This window comes from Mycobacterium gordonae (assembly GCF_001417955.2).
GTDB classification, from domain to species: Bacteria; Actinomycetota; Actinomycetes; order Mycobacteriales; family Mycobacteriaceae; genus Mycobacterium; species Mycobacterium gordonae_B.
The window spans coordinates 127,282-151,189 of the sequence record NZ_LKTM01000310.1; the positions used below are offsets into that span (position 1 = coordinate 127,282).

Consider the following 23,908-nt stretch of genomic DNA (forward strand, 5'->3'; position numbering starts at 1 on the left):
TGCGAACATGACCACACCGCATGTCATCGGAGGCAGCGATGCCATCTCGTGGGCCATCGCAGCGAGCTTCAGGTCAGTCGTGCACAACGTCGGTGAATCGATCCCGTCCAAGTCTGAATCCGTTGTCATCGTCGTGGGCGTTGATCCGGTTGTAGAGCCAGTTCACCTCAACGCTGTGAGTGAAACCGACTGGCAGCGCTTCACCGAGAAACCGATGCGAGAAGTACTGAGTGCGTTGCAACGCGCATTCTCGTCGATGCGCGAAGAGGGAGGAAGGATCGTCCTGGTGTTGCCATCCATCGGGATGGCGGGAGCGCCGTACCTCGTCCCGTGCGCCACCGCTTTCGAGGGAATTCGCGCAATGGCCAAATCGGCTGCCCGCCAATGGGCATCGGCAAACGTGATCGTCAATCTCATCGTCGCCCCGCTTGAGCTCTTCACACCCGCACTCAGCCCGTCGGCCGCTCACGTAACCACGGCCGCCGTTCAAGACGATGACAAGATCATTGCATCCATCACCGAGACAGCGCGATTCCTGCTCAAGCCCGAGGTGAAGGGCGTGGTCGGTGAGACGGTCGTGGTTGACGGCGGGGCAATGATGCTGCCATGACACTCGATGGTCACACGGTCCTGGTCACCGGAGCCGGCGGGGGTGTGGGGCAGGGAATAGCACGCGCTCTCGCGCTCGACGGTGCACACGTCTTCGTCGCCACCAGGTCGGAAAACGGACGGGCGCTCGCTGCCGAGCTGAACGACGGTGGTTGCCAGGCGAGCTGGGTCCGCTGCGACGTCACCGTCTCGACGTCCGTCGTCGACGCTGTCGAGGCAGCTCTGACTGAGACCGGACGACTGGATGCGCTGGTACACAATGCCACAAGCAACGCATCGAGCCAGCCCCACCGACTCCAAGATGTCGATGACGCACTCTGGCAGGACCACATCGGCGTGTCGCTGACCGGGGCCTACCACTGTGCGAGCGCAGCCTTTGAGGCGCTGCGCGCACGGGCCGGGACATTCCTGGTGATGACCTCACCCGCGGGTATGGAGGGAAGCGCTACGCTGCCGCTTTACGCCACGATGAAAGGGGCGCTGCGAGGCTTCGCCAAGAGCCTGGCTCGCGAGTGGGGACCGCACGGCGTCACCGTCAATGCCGTGTCGCCACTTGCTTATTCACCTGCCCTGAACGCAGCGATAGAAGCGGAGCCGGCGATGGAGGAGCGGCTGGCCAGGCGGATCCCGCTGGGCCGCATCGGCGATCCGCAGACCGACATCGGTTCAGCGGTCAGTTTCCTCGTAGGCCCGGGCGCCCGCTACCTCACCGGTCAGACGATCGGGGTCGACGGCGGCCACTTCACCACTATCTAGGTCGCTGTGGAAATCGGTCTGGTGCTTCCCCACAGCGGCCCGAATGCGTCGCCGTCATTCATCCGCGACTTCGCGCAGACTGCCGAAGGCTGCGGTGTCTCCCGGCTCTGGGCGGTCGACCACCTCGTCCTGCCCCGCCACACCGATTCGCCCTATCTACTGGGCCGTCAGCCGACGCCGGTCGCCGACGGCTGGCTCTCCGACAATCTAGCTCCGAACTTCGAGCTGGTCACCACCCTCACCTGGGTTGCGGGGCTGACCGCCACCATCGGCCTCGGTTCATCTGTCGCGGTCCTCCCGTTGCGCAACCCGATCCTCAACGCCAGGCAGCTCGCGTCGCTCGATGTGTTCTCGCAGGGACGGTTGATGTACGGGATCGGTGTCGGCTGGTTGCGGGAAGAGGCAACGGCGATGGGTATGCCGTGGGACCGCAGGGCCGCTCGCACCGAGGAGCACATCGCGGTGTTGCGCACGTTGTGGTGCGCAACCGATTCCTACGTCGAGTTCCACGGGCAATACTATGATTTCGCGCCGATGGATCCACGTCCCCAGTCCACCCAGCGTCCCATCCCCATCCTGGTGGGCGGGCACTCCCCCGCAGCGCTCGACCGCGCGGCTCGGATCGGGGACGGTTGGATCTCCGCGCCGACGTCGACGGAACGATTGGCCGAACTGCTCATGGCGCTGCGACGTTCAGCGGAGACGCACGGTCGAGCGCCGACGAGCTTGTACACGGTTGCGTCGACGACCTACTCGGACGTCCGATCGTTTACCGAGTCGTACGCCGAGTATCGCCGGCTCGGCATCGATCATCTGCAAGTTCTTATAGCCGGCGACGAACCTCGCGTCCTGGTCGATCGCTTGCCTGACATCGCGGCCGTGGCGTGCGACTGAACCGAAATACATCCCAGCGTTCGCAACCCTGCCTGCGGCAACCAGGCGCTGGAGCTTGCCATCGACGGTGGTTCCTCAGTAACTTCGACGAGAACAGCTACTCTCGATTTAGGATAATATTGTTACCACTCGATGCTCCGCCGCGTTGCCCGGTGGACGCCAGCGGAGTGCCTTCGGTGTCCGGCGATCCCGACAGCTCTCGAAAGGAATGAAAATGACCGAGCCACCGGCGTTCGGCGTGTGGGATGCGGACAACCACATGTACGAGACGATCGACGCCTACACGCGGTACTTGCCGGAGAAATATTCCGACGCACTGAAGTTCGTCGATATCAACGGCCGCAAGAAACTGCAGATCCTGGGCGTCGTCACGGAGACCATACCGAACCCGACCTATGAGGTGATCCCCACACCGGGCGCGTGGGCCGACTACTACCGCGGCGTCAACCCGGAGGGCAAGACACTGCGGGAGCTCGCTGAGCCGATCCGTTGTCCCGACGAATTCCGGCGTCCCGACCTGCGCTTGGCGTTGATGGACCGCCAGGGTGTCGACGGCGCGGTGATGTTCCCCACCACGGCGGGCATGCTCGAAGAGCGCACGAAGTCCGACACCGAACTCACCCACGCGGTCACCCATGCCTTCAACCGCTGGCTGTTGGACGACTGGACCTTCAACTACGAGAACCGCATCTTTGCCGTCCCCGCAATCTCGCTCAACGATCCCGCCAAGGGCGTCGACGAGCTGGAGTGGTGCCTGAACAACGGAGCCAGGACAGTGTTGATCCGGCCCGCGCCGGTGCCGCGCGGCGACGGCACCTCGCGGTCACCCGCGCTGCCCGAATTCGACGACTTCTGGCGGCTGGTCGAATCGTCGGGCATCTCAGTGCAGATGCACAACTCCGACGCCGGATATGACCGCTACCTCTCCGATTGGGAGGGTGGCAACGAGTTCCAGGGCTTCCAGCTGACCAAATTCCGCGGCTTCATCTATGAGAAGAGCCGCCACATCTTCGACACGCTCGCGGCCTTCATCGCCCACGGGGTGTTCGAGCGCTTCCCCGGCCTACGCATCGGTGTGGTGGAGAACGGTGGGGCGTGGGCGAACCGGCTGATGGACGCGTTCGACCGGGTGTACCGCAAGAAGCCGAAGGACTTCAGCGAGCATCCCTGCGACGTCTTCCGCCGGCATGTGTGGGTCAACCCCTTTCACGAGGAGGACATGTCACACCTCATCGACATTCTGGGCGCGGATCGAGTCATGTTCGGATCGGACTACCCGCATCCGGAGGGCCTGGCCGAGCCGGCCGAATTCGTCAAGGAACTCCAAGACCTGCCGGAGGCCACCACGGCACGGGTCATGGGAGCCAACCTCAAGGAACTCATCGGCATCTGAGCGAGGCAGCCGGGCTCCGGTGGAATTCAGGGGCCGCCGAAGCGGGCCCGCAGTTCGTTCTTGAGCACCTTGCCGGTCAGGTTGCGAGGCAGCGCATCGACGATTTCGAGGCGCTCAGGCGTCTTGTGCTTGCTCAGGCCGTGCGCCTGGCAGTGATCGAAGATCGACGAGAGCGTAACCGTCACGCCCGGGCGCACTACGACGACAGCGCAAACCCGTTCTCCGGTAAGGGAATCCGGCACACCAATCACCGCCACATCGGCGACGGCGGGATGCGCGGCGAGCACGCCCTCGATCTCCAGCGCCGAGATGTTCTCCGCGTTGCGAATAATGGCGTCCTTGATGCGTCCGGTCACAACCACGTGCCCCTCGGCGTCGATCAGCCCGCAGTCACCGGTCCGGAACCAGCCTTGCGCGTCAAAGGCATTGGCATCCAGGGACGCATCGACATAGCCGAGGAAACATTGCGGTCCCTTGAGCCGAAGCTCCCCCTCCGCGCCGACGCCCACCTCCCGCTCCGCCTCGTCGACGACCCGCACCGAAACCCCGGCCACCGGTTTTCCGACGGTTCGATCAGCAAGTTCGGGTGCGGCGTCCGGCGTCTGCGATGTAGCGACCGGAAACTCGGTCAAGCCCCAGGAATTGGCAGCACCGTTGACCGAAAAGGTCTCTCTCAGTTGGCGTCCCAACTCGGCGGTGATGGGCGCACCCCCACCCACGCATCCCCGCAGCTCGGGATAGAGCGGTTCGTCACCGTGCCTGCGCTGCGCCGCCATGAAGGCGACGAAGAAGGGGGTGGCGCTGCCCAGCAGAGTCGGGCGGTGCGCCGCGACCGCGAAAGGGGTCTCGACCGGATCGAAGGCGTCGAACAACACCAACCGCATACCGGTGCGCAGGCCCGCAGCGAGCATGGCGGCACCCCCGATATGAGAGACCGGGAACGCAATCGGGTTCACGTCGTCGCTCGATGCGCCCACGATCCCGACCACGCCCGCCGAGCCGGCGATGACCGAACGGTCGCAGTGCCGTGCCCCTTTCGGCGCCGCGGTCGTCCCGGACGAATAGTAGATCCACCGAGGTTCCTCGTCGCTGCCCGGCGGCTCCGGCAGCGCCGCCGGGTCGCCGGCGGGCAACCGAAGCCCGTCGTCGATCGGCGCGTCGTGGTCGATGACGACGACTGACATGGGCTGCTGATCGGCGAGCCGATGCGCAAGGTCAGTGTGGTCGAAGTTCCGCCACAGCCCGGGAACGATGAACACCTCGGTCTCGAGTTGCCCGGTCACGAACCGCAGTTCGCTCTCGCGCCAGATGGGTAGCACCGGATTTTGCACGGCACCAAGACGGGCGAGCGCCACCATGACCACCATCGTCTCCAGCGTGCTCGGCAGCTGCCACGACACCATCGTGCCTGCGCCGATACCCCGCTGCGCCAGGGCCGCTGCGCAGGTAAGCGCGGCGTCGCGCAACTGTGCGCAGGTCAGTTGGCGCCCGTAATCATCGGCCAGGACGATCCAGTCGGGATGCGACCGGGCCGCGGCATCGACCAGGCCCCAATAGGTCTCGGCGGTCGGCGGTGTGCTCATCGACTCGGCAGCAGCAGACGGCGTTTGGCGAGAATGTTGCGCATCATCTCCGAACTACCACCCGATATCGTGTAGGCGCGCGACCACAGCCAGCATTCGCGCAACCGTTCTTTGGCCTGCCGCACACCATCATGCGCGTCCCCGACCACTGTCGCAGACGCCGCCAGCTCCGCGCCATAGGCCGAGACTCGGTGGTAGGTCTCGGCGAAGCTCAACTTGGCGATCGAGCCGTCGCCTGGTTGTTCGTCGCCCGATGTCAGCCGCTCCACGTGGTCGTCGATGAATGCCTTGGCCACTTCGACCTCGACAGCCAACTCCGCCACCTGCTGGCGGATGTCGGCGGACTCCAGTGCGGGCACGCCGTCGACGTGCGCGTGGCGAGCGATGACGACCAGGTCATCGATCAGCAGCTCCAGCAGGATGACATTCCCGCCGATACCGAATCGCTCGAAGTCAAGGCCGGCCATGATGATTGACCAACCCTGCCCCACCTCGCCGATCAGGCTGTCGGCCCCGAGCCGTACCCCGGTGAGGAAGACCTCGTTGACCTCGATCGCATCCCCGATCGTCCGGATCGGACGGACGTCGACACCGTCCGCCGCCAGCGGCACGGTGAAGACCGACAGGCCATGGTGGCGGGAGGACGCCGGGTCGGTGCGGATCAGGGCAAGCCCCATGTCCGCCCAGTGGCCGTCGGTGATCCAGGTCTTCTGCCCGTCGATAAGCCAGCCGCCGTCGTCTTGCCGCACACCGCGGCTGCGCACTCCCGCGATGTCGCTGCCGGCGTCGGGCTCGCTGAGCAGCTGGCACCAGACATGCTCGCTGCTGCGGATCGGTGGCAGCAGCCTTTGCTTCTGCTCTTCGGAACCGAAGTGCAGCAGCACATGCGCGGCCAGGTTGACCTGGTCGACAGGGCGCGGCGCGCGGGCCCGCAGAATCTCCTCGCTCACAATGCGGTCGTGCAGCGGGTGGTGATCGGCGCGACCACCGTACTCGACCGGCCAGTCCGCACCCACCAGCCCCGCCTCGTACAAGCCGGCGAACCAGCTGCGCAGCACCGCTTCCTGTTCCGCGGTCACCGGCGCCCGATGACCTTCGCGCGCCTCGATCGCCGGTGCATGTTCGGCGATGTGGGCACTGACCCGTTCCCTGAATTCGGCCAGCTGCGCCTCGCTGGGCCGATCCCCGAAGACGCTCACCATCCCGATTCCTCCGCCAGCAGCGCCCGGCTGGACCGCGCCGTTCCGATCAGGTGTGCATTGGTGAAGACGCGGCGCAGTTCGTAGTGCAGCGGATACTCCCAGGTGAAGCCGATCCCACCGGACAGTTGCATGCACTCGTCCACGGCGGCTGCGGCTTTCGCCGCTACGAACGCGTGCGCCGCCGCGGTCAGCGCGGTCGCCCGCTCATCCCCGGCCTCGATTGCCCGAGCCGCCCTGGTGATCACGGCGCGCGCTTTGACCTCGAAGACCAGCAGCTCGACGAGCCGGTGCTGGATCGCTTGAAAGCTCGCGATCGGCGCGCCGAACGCCACACGCTCCCTGAGGTAGGCCGTGAGCCGCTCCAAAGTCATGGATGCGGCCCCGAGAGAGTCGGCGGATACCAGCAACCGAGCAATCCCGAGTAACTGCGCGGCCCGCTCGGGTGATCCGATCGAGACGCCCGGCGCGTTTGTGAGATCGATCCGCCATACCGTCCGGGTGACGTCCAGTAGATCGCCGTCCGGCGTGAACTGCCGCCGATTCAGGTCGCGATGCAGATGAACTCCGTTGTGGCCCAGAGTAATCAACAGGTCCGTCTGGTCGCCGCGAACGACCCGTGCCGAGTCGCCGGCCAGGCTGCACCCCGCCGTCACGGCTCCGGTGAGCAGTCCGGGCAACAACGGTTCCCTGACCTCATCGGGCGCCCAGGCGAGTGCTGCGGCAGCAATCGTGGTCCCGAACCATGCCGATGCGTCCTGCGCTCGCCCGAGTTCCTCGGCTATGACGCACGTTTCGACCGGACGCCGGCCCGCACCACCGAGCACCTCATCGACGAGTAACCCCGTCCAGTCCATCGCCGCGAGGTCCTTGACGGAGCCCTTCTCTGCCCGTTCGGCGAGAAATTCGCGCGCCGACGCCCGCAGCAGGTCGAGCTCGACGTCAGATGAGCTCTCGCCGGGCACGCCGCCTCAACTCCGAAAAAGCAACTGCTCGGCGTTGTCGCGCATGATCCGCCGCTTGACGACGTCGTCGAGGGGGTCTAGCAGCTTCACGAAATCGGCCGGCTCGGCCATGCCTTCCGCGTGCGGGTAATCCGAGCCCATGACCAGGCAATCGTCATATCCCATACTGGCGACGACCGCTGGGATGTCGTCCTCGGGGTACGGCACGACACGCACATGGCGGCGGAAGATCGCCGACGGCCGCTCGGTCAGCTTCCCCCCGATCCACGGGCCATTGCGGCCCATCCCGCGGCTCTTGTCCATATGCCTGACGAAGAACGGCACCCATTCCGCCCCGTGCTCGGCAACGAGAACGTTCAGGTCCGGAAATCGACCGAAGAGATTGTCGAAGATCAGCGCGGACAACGTCTCCTCGATCGGCCGCTGGCCGTAGATGTTCATCCACTGCCACGCCGACATGTGCCATGAAGCCGGGTCTGGGCTCTGTCCCCACGCGGGTGAGATCGCAGTGAAGTACCAGAACGGCATGATGTGAAATACCAGGATGCAGCCGGCCTCCTGCAGACGTGCGTAAATCGGGTCGAAGTAGGGGTCACCCGGTGAGCGACCGTACGCCGGCCCTGTCGGCAGCAGCACGAACTTAGCCCCCTGCGCAATGATCGCCTCGGTCTCGGCGATGGCAGAATCCAAGTCACGCAACGACATCAGGGCCGTTGCGAAGATCTTCTCGTGGTAATTGAATCCCCACTCTTCGTCAAACCACCTGTTGAACGAACGAAGATTGGCATAGAGCGCGGCCGTGTCGTCGACGTAGTGTTCAGCGGCCAGGGCCATACCGCTCGGATAGATGACCATGCGCTCGACGTTCTGCTCCGCCATGACGGACAGGCGGGCGGTGCGCTCGATGAATTCCGGCTGCATGGGTTGCGGCTCGTAGGATTCCTCCGGGTTGCCCGATCCCATCTGTCGCAGCATCTCCTTGAGCGAACCGGGTCGGTAGGCGACGTCGAGACCCAGTCCCCCCTCACTGTTGAACGTGGCAACACGGTGCCCGGCCAGGATCACCTCGACACCGTCCGCTCCGCGCACGGTCGTGATGGCCCGGTCCCGGAACTTCTCCGGAAGATAGCGGGTGAACGCGTCTCGTGTCTCGTAGCAGTGGGTATCGCAGTCGAAGATGCCGTAGTCGAGTTTCGTCACCCCGTGGCTCCTTAAGCGAGAATGATTATTCTCCAATTTCAAAAATCATACTATCCTGATCCGGTAGGGGTTATTCAGGCTACTCAGAGCCGGGATTCCGAGTAAGGGCCGCGGGGGTCGACCGTGACGGCACCCATGTCCGCGTCAAGAAAGGTTCGGCTTCATCAACGGCACTGGTGGACAACGCGATCGGTACGCCGATGACTGAGACCGACGAGCTCCGCGGCGTCGTGCGCGAGTACCTGACCGCGATGTCGCCCAGCAGCACCGTTCGCGAGTTGATGATGACGGAGACCGGGTATGACGAGGCGTCCTGGCGCCAGATGGCAGGCGAATTGGGCTTGCACGGCATCGCCGTTCCCGAGCAGTGGGGTGGCGCCGGTGCCGGGGTGACCGAACTTGCGGTGGTTTTCGAGGAAATGGGGCGGGCGCTGCTGTGTTCCCCGTTCTTCGCCACCATTGGTCTGGCGACCCAAGCCATCCTCGCCAGCAGCGACAAAGCGGCCGCGGAGCGATTCGTGCCAGGGCTCGTCGACGGATCCACGACCGCCACGCTGATCCTGAACGGCCGCCTCGGCGCCTGGGATCCCGCGACGGTGACATTACGGGGCGAGCGCGACGGCGCACGCCATCGCCTCCACGGTGCGGCGCCGATGGTTATCGACGGTCACACCGCGGATGTTCTCGTGGCGGCCGCCAACACCGACGCCGGCATGTCGCTGTTCGCTGTACGGGCCGACTCGGACGGGGTGGTGCGCTCGCCGCTGGCCGGGCTCGACCGCACCCGCAAGGTGGCCCGAGTGGAATTCGAGGGCGCCCAGGCGGAACTCGTCGGAGCCGACGGCGATGCCGCCGGCTTCCTGGGACGCGTGTCGGACCTCGCCATAGTCGCGTTGACGGCCGAACAGGTCGGCGCGGCGCAACGCTGCCTTGACATGGGCGTCGACTACGCCAAGAACCGAATCCAATTCGGCCGGCCCATCGGCAGCTTTCAGGCGGTCAAACACAGGTGCGCGGACATGCTGATTCTGGTGGAGGGCGCACGCTCGGCCGCGTGGCATGCGGCCGAGACTGCCGCCCTCTCCGACACCGCCGCCCCCGGCCATTTGGCGATCGCTGCGTCGGTCGCCAAACTCGCGTGTTCGGAGGCCCTACTTCAGGTGGCGCTGGACAATATGCGCATCCATGGCGGTATCGGCTTCACCTGGGAACACGATGCCCACCTGTTCGTCCGGCGCGCCAAGGCCAGCCAATTGTTCTTCGGCACGCCCGATTACCACGCCGAGCGCTTGGCCATGCTCGTCCCCGAAATGAAAGGACCCTTGTGACCGTTTCGTTCTCCCTGGAACTACCCACCCAGCGTGTCGAGGCCGTCGACGAGTTCGTCACCGCCGAAGCGATCACGGATATCGCACGGGCGGCCGAGCAATCCGGTTTCGCGGCGGTCCACGTCACCGACCACCCCGCACCCGACACAAAGTGGCTCGACCACGGCGGGCACCACGCTCTCGATCCGTTCGTCGCCCTGGCCTTCGCGGCCGCCGCGACCACAGACATCAAGCTACTGACCAACGTCTATATCGCCGCCTACCGCAACCCTTTTCTCGGTGCGAAATCGATTCAGAGCCTGGCCACCCTGTCAAAGGGACGGCTCATCCTCGGTACCGCGGCCGGATACCTCAAGCCCGAATTCAAGGCACTGGGAATCGATTTCGACAGCCGTGGCGCCCTGCTCGACGAGGCATTGGACGTGCTGGACAAAGTTCTCACCGGTGCGGACGTCGCTTACGAGGGGACGTCTTTCGCCGCCCGCGGCGTTCGGCTGCGGCCGCTTCCGGCGACTCCGCCACCGGTGTGGGTCGGTGGCAACAGCAAGCCGGCCGTGCGGCGGGCGGTGTCACGGGCTCAGGGCTGGGCACCGTTCAATACGTTCGGCTACGCCGCAGCCTCGCGCACCGCGGAGATCTCGACTATCGAAGAACTGGAGCTGGCGATCGACTGGGCCAGGCGGTATGCCGGTGAAATCGGCCGCACCACACCACTGGATATTTGCTTTTCAGCGGGAAACCTGTTGGACGACAACAGATCGTCTGACGAACGTCACGCGACAATCGCCAGACTCGCCGCGGCCGGAGTCACCTGGCTGACCATCGCGCCACCAGGAGCCGACCGGAGCGAACTCATCGAGCGTTCCCGCGGCTTCGCAAAGGAGTTCATCACGGCGTGATGCGCCTTCAGCCCATCAAGCTGTCGGACGCGAATGCGTCCACGCCGATCTTCCGATGAGCGAATACCCAACGGCCGTTCGCCGGGACCAGCACGTCGCGGTAGCGACCCCAATGATCCAGGCCGATGTCGGTGTGTACGGCGAAGTAGCTGCTGACCTCGACCCTGTCCTGGCCTACCGAGCCGAACCGGATGCTCGAGACGTGGTGACGGACGTGAGTCGGCGCTGGGCGCTCCGGATGTCCGGGTTTCCTCACCGCGGCAGCGAGACCGGCCTCGATCTCCGCGGGTCCCGTCAGGGGTGCTGCGCCACCGGTGAATTCCAGCACGCCGTCGTCTGAGAAGCAGGCTGCCAGCGCCCGAAGGTCGAACCGATCGGTGGCCGCGGTGTAGTCGGCCAACGTCTGGCGCACCGACTCCCGAACCTCGAGCTCCCAAGCCTCCATGTGGCGTCCTCCTGAAACATTGGCTAGGGCACACGATAACGTCTGTTCTCATGCCGCAACCAAGTCTGCAAGAGCTGCTCGACCCCGCCACCACCGCGCTGGTGACGCAGGAATGCCAGGGCGGGGTGATCGGACCCCAGGCAGGCCTTCCCTTCCTCGCCGAGGAGGCTCGGCGCGAGGCGATTCCCAACATCGTCGAATTACTCGACGCCGCGAGGGCAGCAGGCGTCACCGTGGTGCACTGCCTCATGGCGAGGCGCCCGGACGGCCGCGGGTCGAATACCAATGCGCGGCTGTTCATGGCCGGAAAGTCGTTTGCTGCGGACTTGACTCCCGGCAGTCCCGGGGCGTCGGTCCTGCCCGAGCTCGGTCCGGTGCCCAGTGACATCGTGCTTACCCGAACCCACGGCCTCGGACCCATGACCGGCACCGACCTGGACTCAGTGCTCCGGAACCTGGACGTCAAGACCATTGTGGGAGTTGGTGTTTCGGTGAATATTGCGATCCAGAATTTCGTGATGGACGCGGTGAACCGCAGCTATCAGTTCGTGTTACCCCGAGACGCGGTGAGTGGGTACCCGCGGGAGTACGCAGAGTCCATCATCGACAACACACTGGCTCTGCTCGCCACGGTGACCACCACCGATGCCGTCGTCGCCGCGTGGAGCGAGCGCCGCTTGACTTGACCCGACCTGGATGTTGCGTGACGATAATGATAACTTCGTTCTCATAAAGCGTAAATGGTCATATTCGCTGTTCAGGAGGAACGTCCATGCCTTCCCGCTCTTTGCCGTACCCGGTTTTCGATATCGACAACCACATGTACGAGACGACGGAGGCGCTCACCAAGTACCTGCCGAAGGAGCACCGCGGCAAGGTCGGGTACGTCGAGGTCAACGGGCGTCCCAAACTCGTTGTCAAAGACCACATCAGCCACATGATTCCGAACCCGACGTTCGCACGGGTGGCCAGGCCGGGCAGCGCGGAGGACTACTTCCTCGGGAAGAACCCAGAAGGCCTCAACTTCCGCGAATTCATCGGCGAGGCAATGGATGTCATACCCGCCTACCAGGCTCCCGCCCCGCGGCTCGAGCTGATGAATGAGCTGGGCCTCGACCAGTGCGTGATGTACCCCACGCTCGCCAGCCTCATCGAGGAACGCACCACCGACGACGTCGTCCTCACTCACGCGATCATCCACGCACTCAACGAGTGGATGCACGAGCACTGGACCTTCAACTACCACGACCGGATCTTCGCGACGCCCGTGATCTGCCTTCCCATGGTGGACGAAGCCATCAGGGAATTCCACTGGGGGCTGGAACACGGCATGAAGACATTTCTCGTCCGGCCCGCGCCGGTGCCCAGCCGCTTCGGCGGCTCGCGTTCGATGGGGCTGCCCGAGTTCGACCCGTTCTGGGAAGAAGTGGTCAAGGCGGGCATGCCGGTCACCATGCACGCCTCCGACAGCGGCTACCAGAAGCACCTGATGGAGTGGGAGGGCGGCGACGAATACCTGTCCTTCAAGCCGAGCGCGCTGCGCGAGGTCGTAATGGGACACCGGGCGATCGAGGACACGCTGGCCGCGATGATCTGCCACGGCGCGCTGTCACGTTTCCCGGATCTGAAGATCTTCTGCGTCGAGAACGGAAGCGGCTGGGTGCGCAATCTGCTCGAGCAGCTCAACACCGCCTACAAGATCATGCCCAAAGAATTCGACGAACATCCCGTCGAGGTGTTCAAGCGCAACATCTACATCCACCCGTTCCTCGAGGACGACATCAAGGGGATCGTCGACATCATGGGTGAAGACCATGTGATGTTCGGCTCCGATTTCCCGCACCCGGAGGGCATCGGTGACCCGTTGAGCTTCGTCGATCGACTCGACGGCATATCGGACTCGGCAAAGGCTAAGATCATGGGCGGCAACGCTATCGAGCAGTTGGCGCTCAAGGTCCCGGCGTGACGGAGACTCCCAGTTCTCCGACGGAGTACGACGGGGTCGCCGGGTTCGAGGCTCACGTGGGCGAGCACCTCGGCTACAGCGATTGGCGGGCGGTCACGCAGCAGGAAATCGACCTGTTCGCCGCGGCCACCGGTGACCACCAGTGGATTCATGTCGACGCGGAGCGGGCTGCTCAAGGGCCCTACGGCAAGACCATCGCACACGGTTATCTGACGTTGTCGCTGGTCCCCATTCTGGTGCAACAGATTTATCGGGTGACCGGCTTGGCGATGCAGGTCAACTACGGCAGCGACAGGCTGCGCTTCCCCGCCCCGGTGCCTGTCGACTCCCGGATCAGGGCCGGTGCCGAGCTCCTCAAGGTCGAGCGCAACGACAAGGGTGGCCGGGCTACGGTACGTGTCACCGTCGAGGTCGAGGGAAGCGATCGGCCGGCGTGTGTCGTCGACACGATTGCCGCGATGGTCGACGCCTGAACGGCTACGCGTTCAGCACACGTTCCCCGATGACCTGCCGTTCACACAGCTCCGCGATCTGCGCATCGTCGAGCCCAAGCGCTCCAAGGACTTCGGAGTTGTGCCGCCCCAGAGTCGGCGCCGCCGAACGGTGTTGGTGGGTCGGACCCGGCGACATACGAAACGGCCATCCCGGGAACCGATGCCGCCCGGTGATCGGATGGTCCAGATCCTGGTAGAAACCCCGCGCCTCGAGCTGCTCGACGTCATACATCCGGTCGGCCGTCAGCAGTTGCTCGGCGGGTACGCCACGCGCTGCCAGGCTTGCCACCACCTCGTCGGCGGCTCGTCCGCTCGTCCATTTCGCCAGTATGTCGTCGAAATCGTCGTGGTTCTCCCGGCGTGTCTCGACGGTCGCAAATCTCGGGTCGTCACGCAGGTCGTCCCGGCCGACTGTGGCCGCTACGGCGTGCCAGTCGGCGTCATCACGCACCGAAATCGCGACCCATTTGTCAGGGGTGCCGGTCGGGTAGACGCCCTGGGCGTAGTGGCGGTGGCGGTTTCCCTCGCGCGGCCGCACCGTTCCCGTCAGTGAGTACTCGATGACGGGTTCGGCGGTCACCACCGCACCGACCTCGATCTGCGCGACCTCGATGAGCTGACCCTCACCGGTGGACCGCCTGTGCTCAAGGGCAGCAAGCAAAGCGATACATGCATGGACGCCTGCGATGGGGTCGGCAGGCCCCTGCAGATTGCACGGTGGGCCATCCGGATAACCCGTCGCTGCCGACATCCCGGACACCTGCTCGATGTTGAGCGCCCACCCGACGTAGTCGCGCCACGGTCCCTCCAAGCCAAACCCGGGCATCCGCACCATGATTACGCTGGGATTGACTTTCATGAGAGTGTCGTAGTCCAGGCCGAACTGCTCGACCACCCGCGGCGAGAAGTTCTCCACCACCACGTCCGCTTGCGCGGCCAACCGCAGGGCGAGCTCGCGACCGGCGTCGGAGGTGAGATCCAGCGTGATGTCGCGCTTATTGAGATTGGTACCCTGCCAGAGCGGTCCACGCTCGTACCAGTCGTCACCCTCACGCAGCAACGAACCCGAGTACCGATGACCGTCGGGACGCTGAATAGATTCGACCTTGACCACGTCAGCCCCGAAAGCACCGAGGTAGCAGGTCAGGTATGCGCCCGCCCAAAACGTGCTCAGGTCAAACACCTTCAGCCCGGCGAAAGGTAGTGATGCGTCGGGTACGTCCGTCCGCCGTCGGGGTGCACCCCGTTCGGCCCACCCGGCCGGTGCATCCGCATGCGGGGCGGGTGCAGGCAGTGGCGCCGGGACTGGTGTCTTCGAGAATCGGAACGGCGCACCGGGTCTGACGAATCGTGCTTCGTCAGCGACGGACTCGACGAAAAACCCGCGTTCGGCATACTGCGGGCAACTCTGGATGGTGTCGGCCTGGGAGATCGGGGCCGCTGGGATCCGCATGGCCTGGCTCAGTTCGACAAGGTCGGCCACCATCATGGAGTCGAGGAACGGCTGGACCTTGGCGAAGAACTCATCGCGCTCGGGACCGCCGAGCATGATTGCGAGTTGGTGTTCGCCGAACTCGGGCAACCCGACCATGGCGCACACGTCCAGCCAGTGTTGCCCGGTCAGACAGTTGATCCCTATCCACCCATCGGCGGCACGCACAATGCCCAGCATGGGAGCCGCTTTGGAATTGGTTGGCAAACCAATGCTTTTCAGGCGCGCGGCCATCAGCATGGGATACGGCAGGGTTGCGAGTAGCGACTCGAATATCGAGACGTCCACCTCCACCGGTCGGTTCACTTGGGCCATCGAGATCCGCAGCGCCGTCAGCGCGCCGAGGGCCGCGTATCCTCCCGCGATGTACTCCGGGATTCGTGCGCCGGCCTGCACCGGGGCCCGGCCAGGCTCACGCACGTTGACCCAGCCCGCTGCCGCCTGCAGAGTCAGCGGCGTCGAGGCCCGACCGCACAGCGACCCTTGCTGGCCGTAGTTCGAGATACGAACCACGACAAGGTCCTTATTCACCCGCTCGAGGGTCTCGGTATCAAGCCCCCATTCGCGGCGCTGCGGCGCGCCCGCCGCCAGGTCCTCGACGAGCATGTCGGCCCCGGCGATCATGTCACGGAGTGCCGCAACATTGTCTTTCGCCGCGAGATCGATTGTGCTGCCAGATTTTCCGGCATTAAGGTATTCGAACAGTCCACCGCCGGTTCCCCAGCGGCGCAGCGGGTCACCTGATGGGGGCTCGATCTTGCATACCTCCGCGCCCAGGTCGACGAGCAGCTTCGTGCAGTAGGGACCCGCGATCTCGGATGCCAGCTCGACAACGCGCACACCCGACAGCGGTCCATTCACGCGGGTACCCCGATCGCCTTGGGCTCCATGTACGCTCGCAGACCCATCACACCGCCTTCCCGACCGATGCCGCTCTGCTTGAAGCCCCCGAACGGCGCGTCTCCGGGAATAGTGCCGTTGATCGACACCTGTCCGGTCCTGATCCGGCGTGCGATGGCCACCGCGCGTTCGACATCGCTCCCCCACACCGCGCCTCCGAGCCCGTAGGCCGAGTTGTTGGCGATGGTTACGGCGTCGTCGTCGTCGTGGTAGCGCAGCACTGTCAGCACCGGACCGAACACCTCCTCCTGCGCGATGTGGGAATCCGCCGAGGCATCGGTGAGGATCGTCGGCTCGAAGTAGAACCCGCGGCTGAGATCCTTCGGGCGGGCTCCCCCTGCCACCACGGTCGCGCCATCGGCTTCGGCGCGCTTGACGAATCCCTCGACGCGGTCGAGGTGTTCGCGGGTGATCAACGGCCCCATGGTGACACCGGTATCTACCGGATCACCGATCACAACGTCACGGGCCAGCTCGGCGAGCCGGTCCACCACCTCGTCGTGAATCGCATCGGGCACCAGCAGCCTGCTGTTGAGGATGCATGCCTAACCGGCATGCATCGTGCAACCCTCAAACAGCAGTCGTTCCAACAAGTCGTCGCTGACGTCGAAGTCAGGGAGCAGCACGGTCGCCGACTTGCCCCCGCATTCCAGCAGGACGCGCTTCATCGTGGTCGCCGCGCCCGCCATCACGTCCCGTCCGACCGCCGAGCTGCCGGTGAAGCTGACCATGTCGACGCGGGGATCCAACGTCAGGCTTCGGCTGGCGTCGATGCTGGTCGGGGTGACCACGTTGACAACGCCGTCCGGGATGTCGGTGTGCTCGTCGATTATTCGCGCCAACACCAGCCCGGCCAGCGGCGTAAGCGGGGATGGCTTGAGTACCAGGGTATTCCCCGCCGCCAGCGCCGCACCCAGCTTCATGACGTTGAGGGTGTGCGGGAAGTTCCAGGGCGTCATGGCAGCCACCACTCCGAGGGGCTCGTAGCGCAGCAGCGTGGTGCCTGCGGCACCCCAGGCGTCCATCGGCGCCTCGGCGGGCTCCGTGGCGAGTTCGGCGGCGTGGCCGACCATGAACGCCGGGCCTTCCACGTGAATCAACCGTTCGTTTGCCGTACAACCCCACTCGGCCTGCGCAAGCGCATAGATCTCCTCGCCCTTCGCCAGCAACGCATCGCTGAGCTGCCGCAGACAACGGGCGCGTTCCGCGGGCTCGGCCCGGGGCCACGGACCGGTATCGAAAGCGGCTCGCGCCGCGCAAACCGCCTGCCGCACCTGCGCAACACTCGCGTCGGGCGCCGTCCCGATCACCGTCTCGGTGGCGGGGTTGACGACGTCGTATCGGCCGCTGTCGGGGTCGATCCATTTGCCGCCGATATAGAGCCCGTGAGCTTCCAAGCGGATGCCCGATCCGGCCATCACCCCCCGCTTTCTTGATCGCCCAGTCTCGTGACCAAAGCCAATCGACGCCGAGAACTTACATATCCAGACCGTGTGTACACCGGCGAAGCTTCCGCGTCAACGTGGAGAGGAATCCACTTTTTTGGGGACTTCTTTGGCGATTGACAGTGGACTTACGTCTCCGGTAGACACAATGAGAACGGACATTCTTAGCTTATCTGTCCGACCAAGGCTCTGCCTCAAGGAAGGCCCGCGGTGCCCACCACATCAGTCCCCCTGCACTCCCCAGATTTCTACGCAGGCGACCCCTACCCCGCCTATCGGGAGCTGCGAAATACGACGCCGGTGGTGTGGAACGATGTCACGAATTTCTGGGCGCTGCTCAAGTACGAGGATGTTCGTTACGTTTCGGGGCACCCGCTGATTTTCTCGTCGACGAAGGGCATCACCATCCCGGATCCCGCGCAGCCCGAACCTGTGCAGGAAGGGAACCTGATCTTCACCGATCCGCCGCGTCACCGTCAGCTTCGCAAGCTCATCAACTCCGGTTTCACCCGCCGCCAGGTGCAATTGCTGGAGCCCAAGGTGCGCGAGATCGTCAATGGCATCGTCGACGGCATAGACGCTTCGCGGGACTACGACTTCGCGGAGGAGATCGCCGCTCCGCTACCGACGCGGTTGATCGCCGAGATGCTCGGCGCCCCGCCCGAAGACTGGGAACAGTTCCGCGCCTGGTCGGACGCTGCTGTAGGCACCGCCGACCCGGATGTCGAACTGGATTCCATGGTCGCGCTCGGTGAGCTCTACGAGTACTTCATGAAACTCATCACCGCACGACGCTCCACAGCTGCCGGCGGCCAGGACGACCTGCTGAGTATTCTGGCCGCGGCCGAGGTTGACGGCGAGCAACTCACCGACGCGGACCTGCTGAACTTCTCGTTCCTGTTGTTGGTGGCCGGCAACGAAACCACCCGCAATCTCATCGCTTTGGGCACCCTGGCATTGATCGACCATCCCGACCAGTTCGCGCTGCTGCGTTCGGACCCTTCGCTTCTGCCGTGCGCGGTGGAAGAGATGCTGCGATTCACCAGCCCGGTCACCCACATGGCTCGCCGCGCCACCCAGGACGTCGAGATCCGTGGTCAGCTGATCAGGGCCGGTGACACCGTGGTCATGCTCTACGGTGCGGCCAACCGCGACGAGGAAATTTTCGGGCCCAGCTGCGAAGAGTTCGACATAACCCGTAATCCCAATCCGCATATCGCATTCGGTGCGGGAGAACACGCATGTCTTGGAGCGCAACTGGCCCGCCTCGAGGCCAGGGTGATGTTCGAGGTGTTGTTGGGCGCCTATCCGACACTGGAACTCACCGGCGATGTGTCACGGCTTCGCGCCACCATGGTGCCCGGCGTGAAGCGCATGCCAATTCGACTGGGAGCGGGCAGCTGATGGATTTCGACTACACAGCCGAACAGGAACAACTACGGAAGGACTACCGAACCCGCCTCGAAGCGGTGATGACGCCCGAACGCCGTGCTGCGGTGGCCGGAGTCATGGAGGGCGGCGCCGCCGTGAGCGAGTGCAGGCGCGCCCTCGGCGACGCCGGTCTGCTCGGTGTCGCCTGGCCGGTCGAATACGGCGGCAGTGGACTGACCGCGCTGGAGCAGTACATATTTTCGGAGGAAGCGCGGCGCGTCAGCGCGCCGTTGCCGATGATCACGCTCAATACGGTTGGGCCCACACTCATCCAATACGGCACCGAGGCTCAGAAGGCCGAATTCCTGCCGGCGATTCTGAAAGGCACCGTCGAGTTCGCGATCGGCTATTCCGAGCCGGGCGCGGGCAGCGATCTCGCCTCCCTGCGGACCACCGCCACGCGAGACGGCGACCACTTCGTCATCAACGGCTCCAAGATGTTCACCAGCGGCGCCGAATTCGCCGACTACATCTGGCTGGCGGCGCGCACCGATCCGACCGTCAAGAAGCACAAAGGAATCACACTGTTCATCGTGCCCACCGACGCGCCGGGATTCTCCTGGAAGCCGCTGCACACCATGCCGGGCGTTTCCACGTACTACACCTTCTACGATGATGTGCGGGTTCCCGAGAGCGCCATCGTGCTCGGCGAGAACCAGGGTTGGACGCTGGTGACCAACCAGCTCAACCTGGAACGCGCCGCCCTGGGCAATCTCGGTGCCCTGGAGCCGCTTTTCCGGAAGACGCTTAACTGGGCGTCGACGACGCCGCTCGACGACGGCATGGTCATCGACCAGCCCTGGGTGCAGCAGGCCCTGGCCCGGGTGGAAGCACAGGTCGCCGCCTACCGACTGCTGAACCTACGTGTGAACGCCACGATGAGCTCGGGCGCCCTAGGAATGGGAGAAGCCTCCGCGGCAAAGGTTTTCGGCACCGAGCTGACCCAACAGGTGGCGCGCGAACTGCTCGAGGTCGTGGGCCAGGCCGGGGTGCGCAAGGGCTCGGCGGCACCGCTCAAGGGAGAACTGGAGAGTGCCTATCGATTGGCGGTCATCAACACATTCGGCGGCGGAGCCAACGAGCTCCAACGCGACATCATCGCCATGGCTGGTCTCAGGATGCCCCGCGCACCCCGGGACATGCGGGCCGGCGCATCGGAGAAAGGGAGCTCCTAAGCCAGTGACCGACACAACCAAGAACGAAGCCGAACTGCGCGAACGCCTAGACGCACTCGTCGGCCAACCCATCAGTTCCGGACAACCTGTCAAGGCGCCAGATCCGGTGAATGCGGCCATGATCCGACACTGGGCTTACGCGTTGGACGACATGAACCCGGCGTACCTGGATCCAGAATTCGCTGCCGCCTCCCGCTACGGCGGCATCGTCTCATCGCCCGTGATGCTGCAGTCATGGACGATGGCGCCGCCCAAACTGGCCGGCATCCGCGAACGCGGCGGCGTGCCGATCGTGTTGAAAGAGAACCCGCTGCAGTTTCTCACCGACGCCGGATACACCGGCACCGTCGCCACCAACTCGGAATTCGAGCTGGAGCGGTACCCACGAGTGGGTGACGAGATTACCGCGGAAACCGTATTCGAGACGATTTCAGATGAGAAGAAGACGGCAATGGGCAACGGCTATTTCGTCACCTGGATCACCACCTACCGCGATCAGAACGGTGAAGTGATCGGACGACAGCGATTCCGCACCCTCCGATTCAAGACAGGACGCTGATGGCCAGCAGACTAGCCCCGTCAATCAGTCCGGACACTGAGTTCTTCTGGTCGGGCCTCAAGGACCACAAGCTGCTGATCCAACGGTGCAGTGACTGCCAGACATTGCGCGTGCCGCCGCGGCCGATGTGCGGAAACTGCCAGTCGCTCAAGTGGGAGTCCATCGAATCGAGCGGCCGCGGAACGGTTTACAGCTTCGTGATGCCGCAGTATCCGCCGTTGCCGTTCCTGCAGTACCCCTATGTGGTAGCGCTGATCGAGCTCGACGAGGGGGTCCGGATCGTGTCGAACTTGTGCGACATCGAGCCCGCCGCCATCGAGGTCGGCCTACCCGTCGAAGTCTTCTTCGAAAAGTTCGAGGCACTCCCCAGCGGCGACGAGCTGGTACTGCACCAGTTCCGGCCGGCGTGCTGACAGCGAGGTACACGCAGAGATGGATTTCTCCTTTACTGAGGAACAAGAAACGGTCCGGAAGGTGGCCCGCCAGCTTTTCGAGCACCGCGCCACCCCCGAGCGTCTCACCGAGCTGGAAGCCGGCTTGGAAGCCGGGGGGGTCCGCTTCGACCGCGCTCTGTGGAGTGAACTGGCGTCGTCGGACCTGCTGGGCATCGCGCTACCTGAGTCCGTCGGCGGCAGCGGCGGCGGGTTCCTCGAGCTCGGCGTGCTCCTTGCCGAGGTCGGGTTCAGCGTTGCGCCGGTCCCGCTCTACCCGACCCTCGTGCTCGGCGCGGATACCATTGCGCGGCACGGTGACTCGGAGCTTCAGCGGCGTTATTTGCCAAAGGTGCTGGACGGCACCGCCATCCTGACGGCCGCACTTGCCGAACAGGGCAACTCGGACCCCAGCGCACCCCGCACAACCGCGCGCGCGGACGGGGGCACCTGGCTTCTGCACGGGAGCAAGGAGCTCGTGCCCGCGGCGCAAATCTCCGACGCCATCGTGATTTCGGCGTGCACCGAGGACGGCCCGGGCCTGTTCGTGGTGGAGACGGCGTCTGATGGAGTCAGCGTGACCCCGGCACGCACGACTAACGGGGAGCCGCACTCAGATCTCGAACTCACTGGCGCAGTCGGGCACCGGCTCACCGAGTCCGGTGGCGCGGACGCGGTCGAATCCCTCTACACCAGGGCGCTCGTCGGGCTGTGCGCGATGCAGGTCGGCGTGACCGAACGCGCTCTCAAGATCGCAGCTTCCTACACCAGCGAACGTGAGCAATTCGGCAGACCGATCGGGTCGTTCCAGGCGGTGCAGCAGCGACTGGCCGACGCGTTCATCGATGTGGAGGCCATTCGTTGGACCACCTGGCACGCGGCCTGGCTGATCGCCGAGGGCCGGCCCGCATCCCGCGAAGCAGCCATCGCCAAGTTCTGGGCTGCGGAAGCGGGCGCGCGGGTTGCCGGTTCAGCCCAGCAGGTGCACGGCGGCATCGGCATCGACGTCACCTATCCACTCTCACGATATTTCCTGTGGGCCAAGCAGATCGAGCTTTCACTCGGCTCGGCCACCCAACAGCTCACCCGCCTCGGCGCCACGTACCCGGAAGGAAGCAAATGACGTCCACCGTCGACCGCACCACCACGCTGGCCTGGAATTCCATCGAGGAGGGCGACGAAGTCACTCCGCTGGACGTTCCGGTGACGACCACTCTGATTGTTGCCGGCGCCATCGCCTCCCGCGACTACATGCCGGTGCACCACGATCGCGATTTCGCCAATTCTCAAGGTTCGAAGGATATTTTCATGAACATCCTGACGACCAACGGCCTGTGCGTGAAGTTTCTCCATGACTGGGCAGGCCCGGAGGCGATGGTCAAGAAGTTGTCGATTCGGCTCGGAGTCCCGTCCTACCCGAACGATCCGTTGCGCTTCACCGGCTCGGTCACCGGCAAATCCTCGGCCGACGGCGAAGGTCTTGTCGAAGTCACCTTCAAAGGCACCAACAGCCTCGGCGACCACGTGTCAGGAACCGCGGTGCTCAGCTTGCTCGAAGGCGTCGATGCATGAGTGACGGCATCGGTGGCACCGCCGCCCTCGCCGGGATCGGTCAAACCGAATTCTCGAAGGAGTCGGGCCGCACCGAGATGCAACTCGCCTGCGAGGCGGTCAAGGCCGCGATCGACGACGCCGGTCTCCGGCCCGCCGACATCGACGGCATGGTCACCTTCAGCGTCGATGAGAACGAGGAGATCGAGGTCGCCCGCAATGTCGGGATCCGCGATCTGACGTTCTTCACCAGGGTTCCGCACGGCGGCGGTGCGGCCGCGGGCACCGTGATGCAGGCCGCCATGGCGGTCGCGACGGGAGTCGCCGAGGCGGTGGTGTGTTACCGCGCATTCAACGAGCGCTCCGGTTTCCGGTTCGGTGGCGCCGGTCGTCAGCCGGGCGTGACGCCGTTGTGGATGGCGCCGTATGCCCCGTTCGGATTCATGACGCCGGCAGCGTGGGTCGCGTTGCACGCTCAGCGGTACATGACGACCTACGGCGTCACCAACGCCGATTTCGGCAAGATCGCCGTCATCGACCGCAAACACGCGGCCAGAAACCCCGACGCGTGGTTCTACGAGAAACCGATAACCCTTGAGCAGCACCAGCAATCGCGCTGGATCATCGATCCGGTGCTGAGGCTGCTCGACTGCTGTCAGGAAAGCGACGGTGGCGTGGCGATGGTGGTGACCAGCCTCGAACGAGCGCGGGATCTGGCCAAGCCGCCGGCCGTCATCACAGCCGCGGCACAGGGCGCCGCTTATGACGGCGAGGTGATGACGAGTTACTACCGCGACGACATCACCGGCCTGCCGGAGATGGGTGTGGTCGGCGAAAAGCTCTGGCGCAACTCCGGACTCAAGCCACAAGACATCTCGACGGCGTTTCTCTACGATCACTTCACGCCGTTCGTCTTCGCCCAACTCGAGGAACTGGGATTCTGTGGCCGTGGCGAAGCCAAGGATTTCGTGTCGATCGACGAGCTGTCCCTGGGCGGCCGGATGCCGATCAACACCAACGGCGGGCTGCTCGGCGAGGCCTACATCCACGGCATGAACGGCATCACCGAAGGTGTCCGCCAGATCCGGGGCACGTCGCACAACCAAGTCGACAACGTCGGACACGTGCTCGTCACGTCGGGCACGGGGGTTCCGACCAGCGGCTTGATCCTCGCGCCCGATCACTGAGCAGGG

General features: G+C 64.7%; 22 protein-coding genes and 1 pseudogene. 16 read left to right on the top strand and 7 right to left on the bottom strand.

The features are described 5' to 3' along the window. The first annotated feature begins 7 nt into the window (after nt 1–7). The 4 genes from AO501_RS20885 to AO501_RS20900 all read left to right on the top strand — a co-directional run bounded on the left by AO501_RS20885 (nt 8) and on the right by AO501_RS20900 (nt 3,652). Nucleotides 8–610, top strand: a complete 603-nt coding sequence (locus AO501_RS20885) for an SDR family oxidoreductase (RefSeq protein ID WP_055579509.1) — start codon at nt 8–10, stop codon at nt 608–610. After that, on the top strand, nt 607–1,365 hold the full coding sequence (locus AO501_RS20890) for an SDR family NAD(P)-dependent oxidoreductase (protein ID WP_055579510.1): 759 nt from the start codon (nt 607–609) through the stop codon (nt 1,363–1,365). Before AO501_RS20885 ends, AO501_RS20890 begins: the two co-directional genes overlap by 4 nt. Nucleotides 1,366–1,371: 6 nt before the next feature. Further along, the gene (locus AO501_RS20895; RefSeq protein WP_055579511.1) at nt 1,372–2,259 is read left to right on the top strand and encodes a TIGR03619 family F420-dependent LLM class oxidoreductase; all 888 of its coding nucleotides are present in this window, start codon (nt 1,372–1,374) and stop codon (nt 2,257–2,259) included. Nucleotides 2,260–2,473: 214 nt separating this feature from the next. Further along, complete coding sequence (locus AO501_RS20900; RefSeq protein ID WP_055579603.1) at nt 2,474–3,652, top strand: amidohydrolase family protein; 1,179 nt, start codon at nt 2,474–2,476, stop codon at nt 3,650–3,652. 26 nt (nt 3,653–3,678) lie between these two features. Here the strand turns inward: AO501_RS20900 and AO501_RS20905 are convergent, their stop codons facing one another. From AO501_RS20905 to AO501_RS20920, 4 genes are read right to left on the bottom strand one after another with little or no spacing between them, the layout of a single operon-like run. Beyond that, on the bottom strand, nt 3,679–5,235 hold the full coding sequence (locus AO501_RS20905; RefSeq protein ID WP_055579512.1) for a class I adenylate-forming enzyme family protein: 1,557 nt from the start codon (nt 5,233–5,235) through the stop codon (nt 3,679–3,681). After that, nucleotides 5,232–6,434 carry an acyl-CoA dehydrogenase family protein gene (locus AO501_RS20910; RefSeq protein ID WP_055579604.1) on the bottom strand — a complete coding sequence of 401 codons (1,203 nt, stop codon included), beginning with the start codon at nt 6,432–6,434 and terminating at the stop codon, nt 5,232–5,234. The genes AO501_RS20905 and AO501_RS20910 overlap by 4 nt, the downstream gene beginning before the upstream one ends. Continuing rightward, on the bottom strand, nt 6,431–7,399 hold the full coding sequence (locus AO501_RS20915; protein ID WP_055579513.1) for an acyl-CoA dehydrogenase family protein: 969 nt from the start codon (nt 7,397–7,399) through the stop codon (nt 6,431–6,433). The genes AO501_RS20910 and AO501_RS20915 overlap by 4 nt, the downstream gene beginning before the upstream one ends. Before the next feature lie 6 nt (nt 7,400–7,405). After that, nucleotides 7,406–8,599 carry an amidohydrolase family protein gene (locus tag AO501_RS20920; RefSeq protein ID WP_055579514.1) on the bottom strand — a complete coding sequence of 398 codons (1,194 nt, stop codon included), beginning with the start codon at nt 8,597–8,599 and terminating at the stop codon, nt 7,406–7,408. A 200-nt stretch (nt 8,600–8,799) separates the two neighbouring features. Here AO501_RS20920 and AO501_RS20925 point away from each other — a divergent pair, with 200 nt between their 5' ends. Both AO501_RS20925 and AO501_RS20930 read left to right on the top strand, forming a co-directional pair. Beyond that, on the top strand, nt 8,800–9,927 hold the full coding sequence (locus AO501_RS20925; protein ID WP_055579605.1) for an acyl-CoA dehydrogenase family protein: 1,128 nt from the start codon (nt 8,800–8,802) through the stop codon (nt 9,925–9,927). Next, nucleotides 9,924–10,826 (top strand): TIGR03619 family F420-dependent LLM class oxidoreductase, encoded by a 903-nt coding sequence (locus AO501_RS20930; protein ID WP_055579515.1) that lies wholly within the window; start codon nt 9,924–9,926, stop codon nt 10,824–10,826. The genes AO501_RS20925 and AO501_RS20930 overlap by 4 nt, the downstream gene beginning before the upstream one ends. 7 nt (nt 10,827–10,833) lie before the next feature. Here AO501_RS20930 and AO501_RS20935 read toward each other — a convergent pair whose 3' ends face one another. Then, nucleotides 10,834–11,271 (bottom strand): nuclear transport factor 2 family protein, encoded by a 438-nt coding sequence (locus AO501_RS20935; protein WP_063892904.1) that lies wholly within the window; start codon nt 11,269–11,271, stop codon nt 10,834–10,836. Between the two features lie 50 nt (nt 11,272–11,321). On the opposite strand from AO501_RS20935, the gene AO501_RS20940 reads away from it, so the two are divergent. The 3 genes from AO501_RS20940 (at nt 11,322) to AO501_RS20950 (ending at nt 13,710) form a co-directional block, all read left to right on the top strand. Then, on the top strand, nt 11,322–11,957 hold the full coding sequence (locus AO501_RS20940; RefSeq protein ID WP_055579516.1) for a cysteine hydrolase: 636 nt from the start codon (nt 11,322–11,324) through the stop codon (nt 11,955–11,957). An 86-nt stretch (nt 11,958–12,043) separates the two neighbouring features. After that, entirely contained in the window at nt 12,044–13,237 is a 1,194-nt protein-coding gene (locus AO501_RS20945; protein ID WP_055579517.1) for an amidohydrolase family protein, read from the top strand. After that, nucleotides 13,234–13,710: a MaoC family dehydratase gene (locus tag AO501_RS20950; protein ID WP_055579518.1), complete on the top strand. Its 477-nt coding sequence runs from the start codon at nt 13,234–13,236 to the stop codon at nt 13,708–13,710. Before AO501_RS20945 ends, AO501_RS20950 begins: the two co-directional genes overlap by 4 nt. 4 nt (nt 13,711–13,714) lie before the next feature. On the opposite strand, the gene AO501_RS20955 is transcribed toward AO501_RS20950, so the two are convergent. Both AO501_RS20955 and AO501_RS20960 read right to left on the bottom strand, forming a co-directional pair. Continuing rightward, nucleotides 13,715–16,084, bottom strand: a complete 2,370-nt coding sequence (locus AO501_RS20955; RefSeq protein WP_055579519.1) for a CaiB/BaiF CoA transferase family protein — start codon at nt 16,082–16,084, stop codon at nt 13,715–13,717. Further along, nucleotides 16,081–17,541 (bottom strand): annotated as a pseudogene (locus tag AO501_RS20960) (aldehyde dehydrogenase family protein). The gene AO501_RS20955 and the pseudogene AO501_RS20960 overlap by 4 nt, the downstream one beginning before the upstream one ends. Nucleotides 17,542–17,799: 258 nt before the next feature. Here AO501_RS20960 and AO501_RS20965 point away from each other — a divergent pair. Genes AO501_RS20965 through AO501_RS20995 form a run of 7 tightly spaced genes read left to right on the top strand, consistent with a single transcriptional unit; the run spans nt 17,800 to nt 23,902 of the window. Further along, nucleotides 17,800–18,972 carry a cytochrome P450 gene (locus tag AO501_RS20965; RefSeq protein ID WP_055579607.1) on the top strand — a complete coding sequence of 391 codons (1,173 nt, stop codon included), beginning with the start codon at nt 17,800–17,802 and terminating at the stop codon, nt 18,970–18,972. Then, a complete protein-coding gene (locus AO501_RS20970) occupies nt 18,972–20,174 on the top strand; it encodes an acyl-CoA dehydrogenase family protein (protein WP_055579520.1) in 1,203 nt (400 codons plus the stop codon). The genes AO501_RS20965 and AO501_RS20970 overlap by 1 nt, the downstream gene beginning before the upstream one ends. Before the next feature lie 4 nt (nt 20,175–20,178). Beyond that, complete coding sequence (locus AO501_RS20975) at nt 20,179–20,733, top strand: FAS1-like dehydratase domain-containing protein (protein WP_055579521.1); 555 nt, start codon at nt 20,179–20,181, stop codon at nt 20,731–20,733. After that, nucleotides 20,733–21,146 carry a Zn-ribbon domain-containing OB-fold protein gene (locus AO501_RS20980; RefSeq protein ID WP_055579522.1) on the top strand — a complete coding sequence of 138 codons (414 nt, stop codon included), beginning with the start codon at nt 20,733–20,735 and terminating at the stop codon, nt 21,144–21,146. Before AO501_RS20975 ends, AO501_RS20980 begins: the two co-directional genes overlap by 1 nt. A 19-nt stretch (nt 21,147–21,165) precedes the next feature. Continuing rightward, nucleotides 21,166–22,287 carry an acyl-CoA dehydrogenase family protein gene (locus AO501_RS20985; protein WP_055579523.1) on the top strand — a complete coding sequence of 374 codons (1,122 nt, stop codon included), beginning with the start codon at nt 21,166–21,168 and terminating at the stop codon, nt 22,285–22,287. After that, complete coding sequence (locus tag AO501_RS20990; RefSeq protein ID WP_055579524.1) at nt 22,284–22,736, top strand: MaoC family dehydratase; 453 nt, start codon at nt 22,284–22,286, stop codon at nt 22,734–22,736. The genes AO501_RS20985 and AO501_RS20990 overlap by 4 nt, the downstream gene beginning before the upstream one ends. Further along, complete coding sequence (locus AO501_RS20995; RefSeq protein ID WP_055579525.1) at nt 22,733–23,902, top strand: lipid-transfer protein; 1,170 nt, start codon at nt 22,733–22,735, stop codon at nt 23,900–23,902. The genes AO501_RS20990 and AO501_RS20995 overlap by 4 nt, the downstream gene beginning before the upstream one ends. Nucleotides 23,903–23,908: the final 6 nt, after the last annotated feature.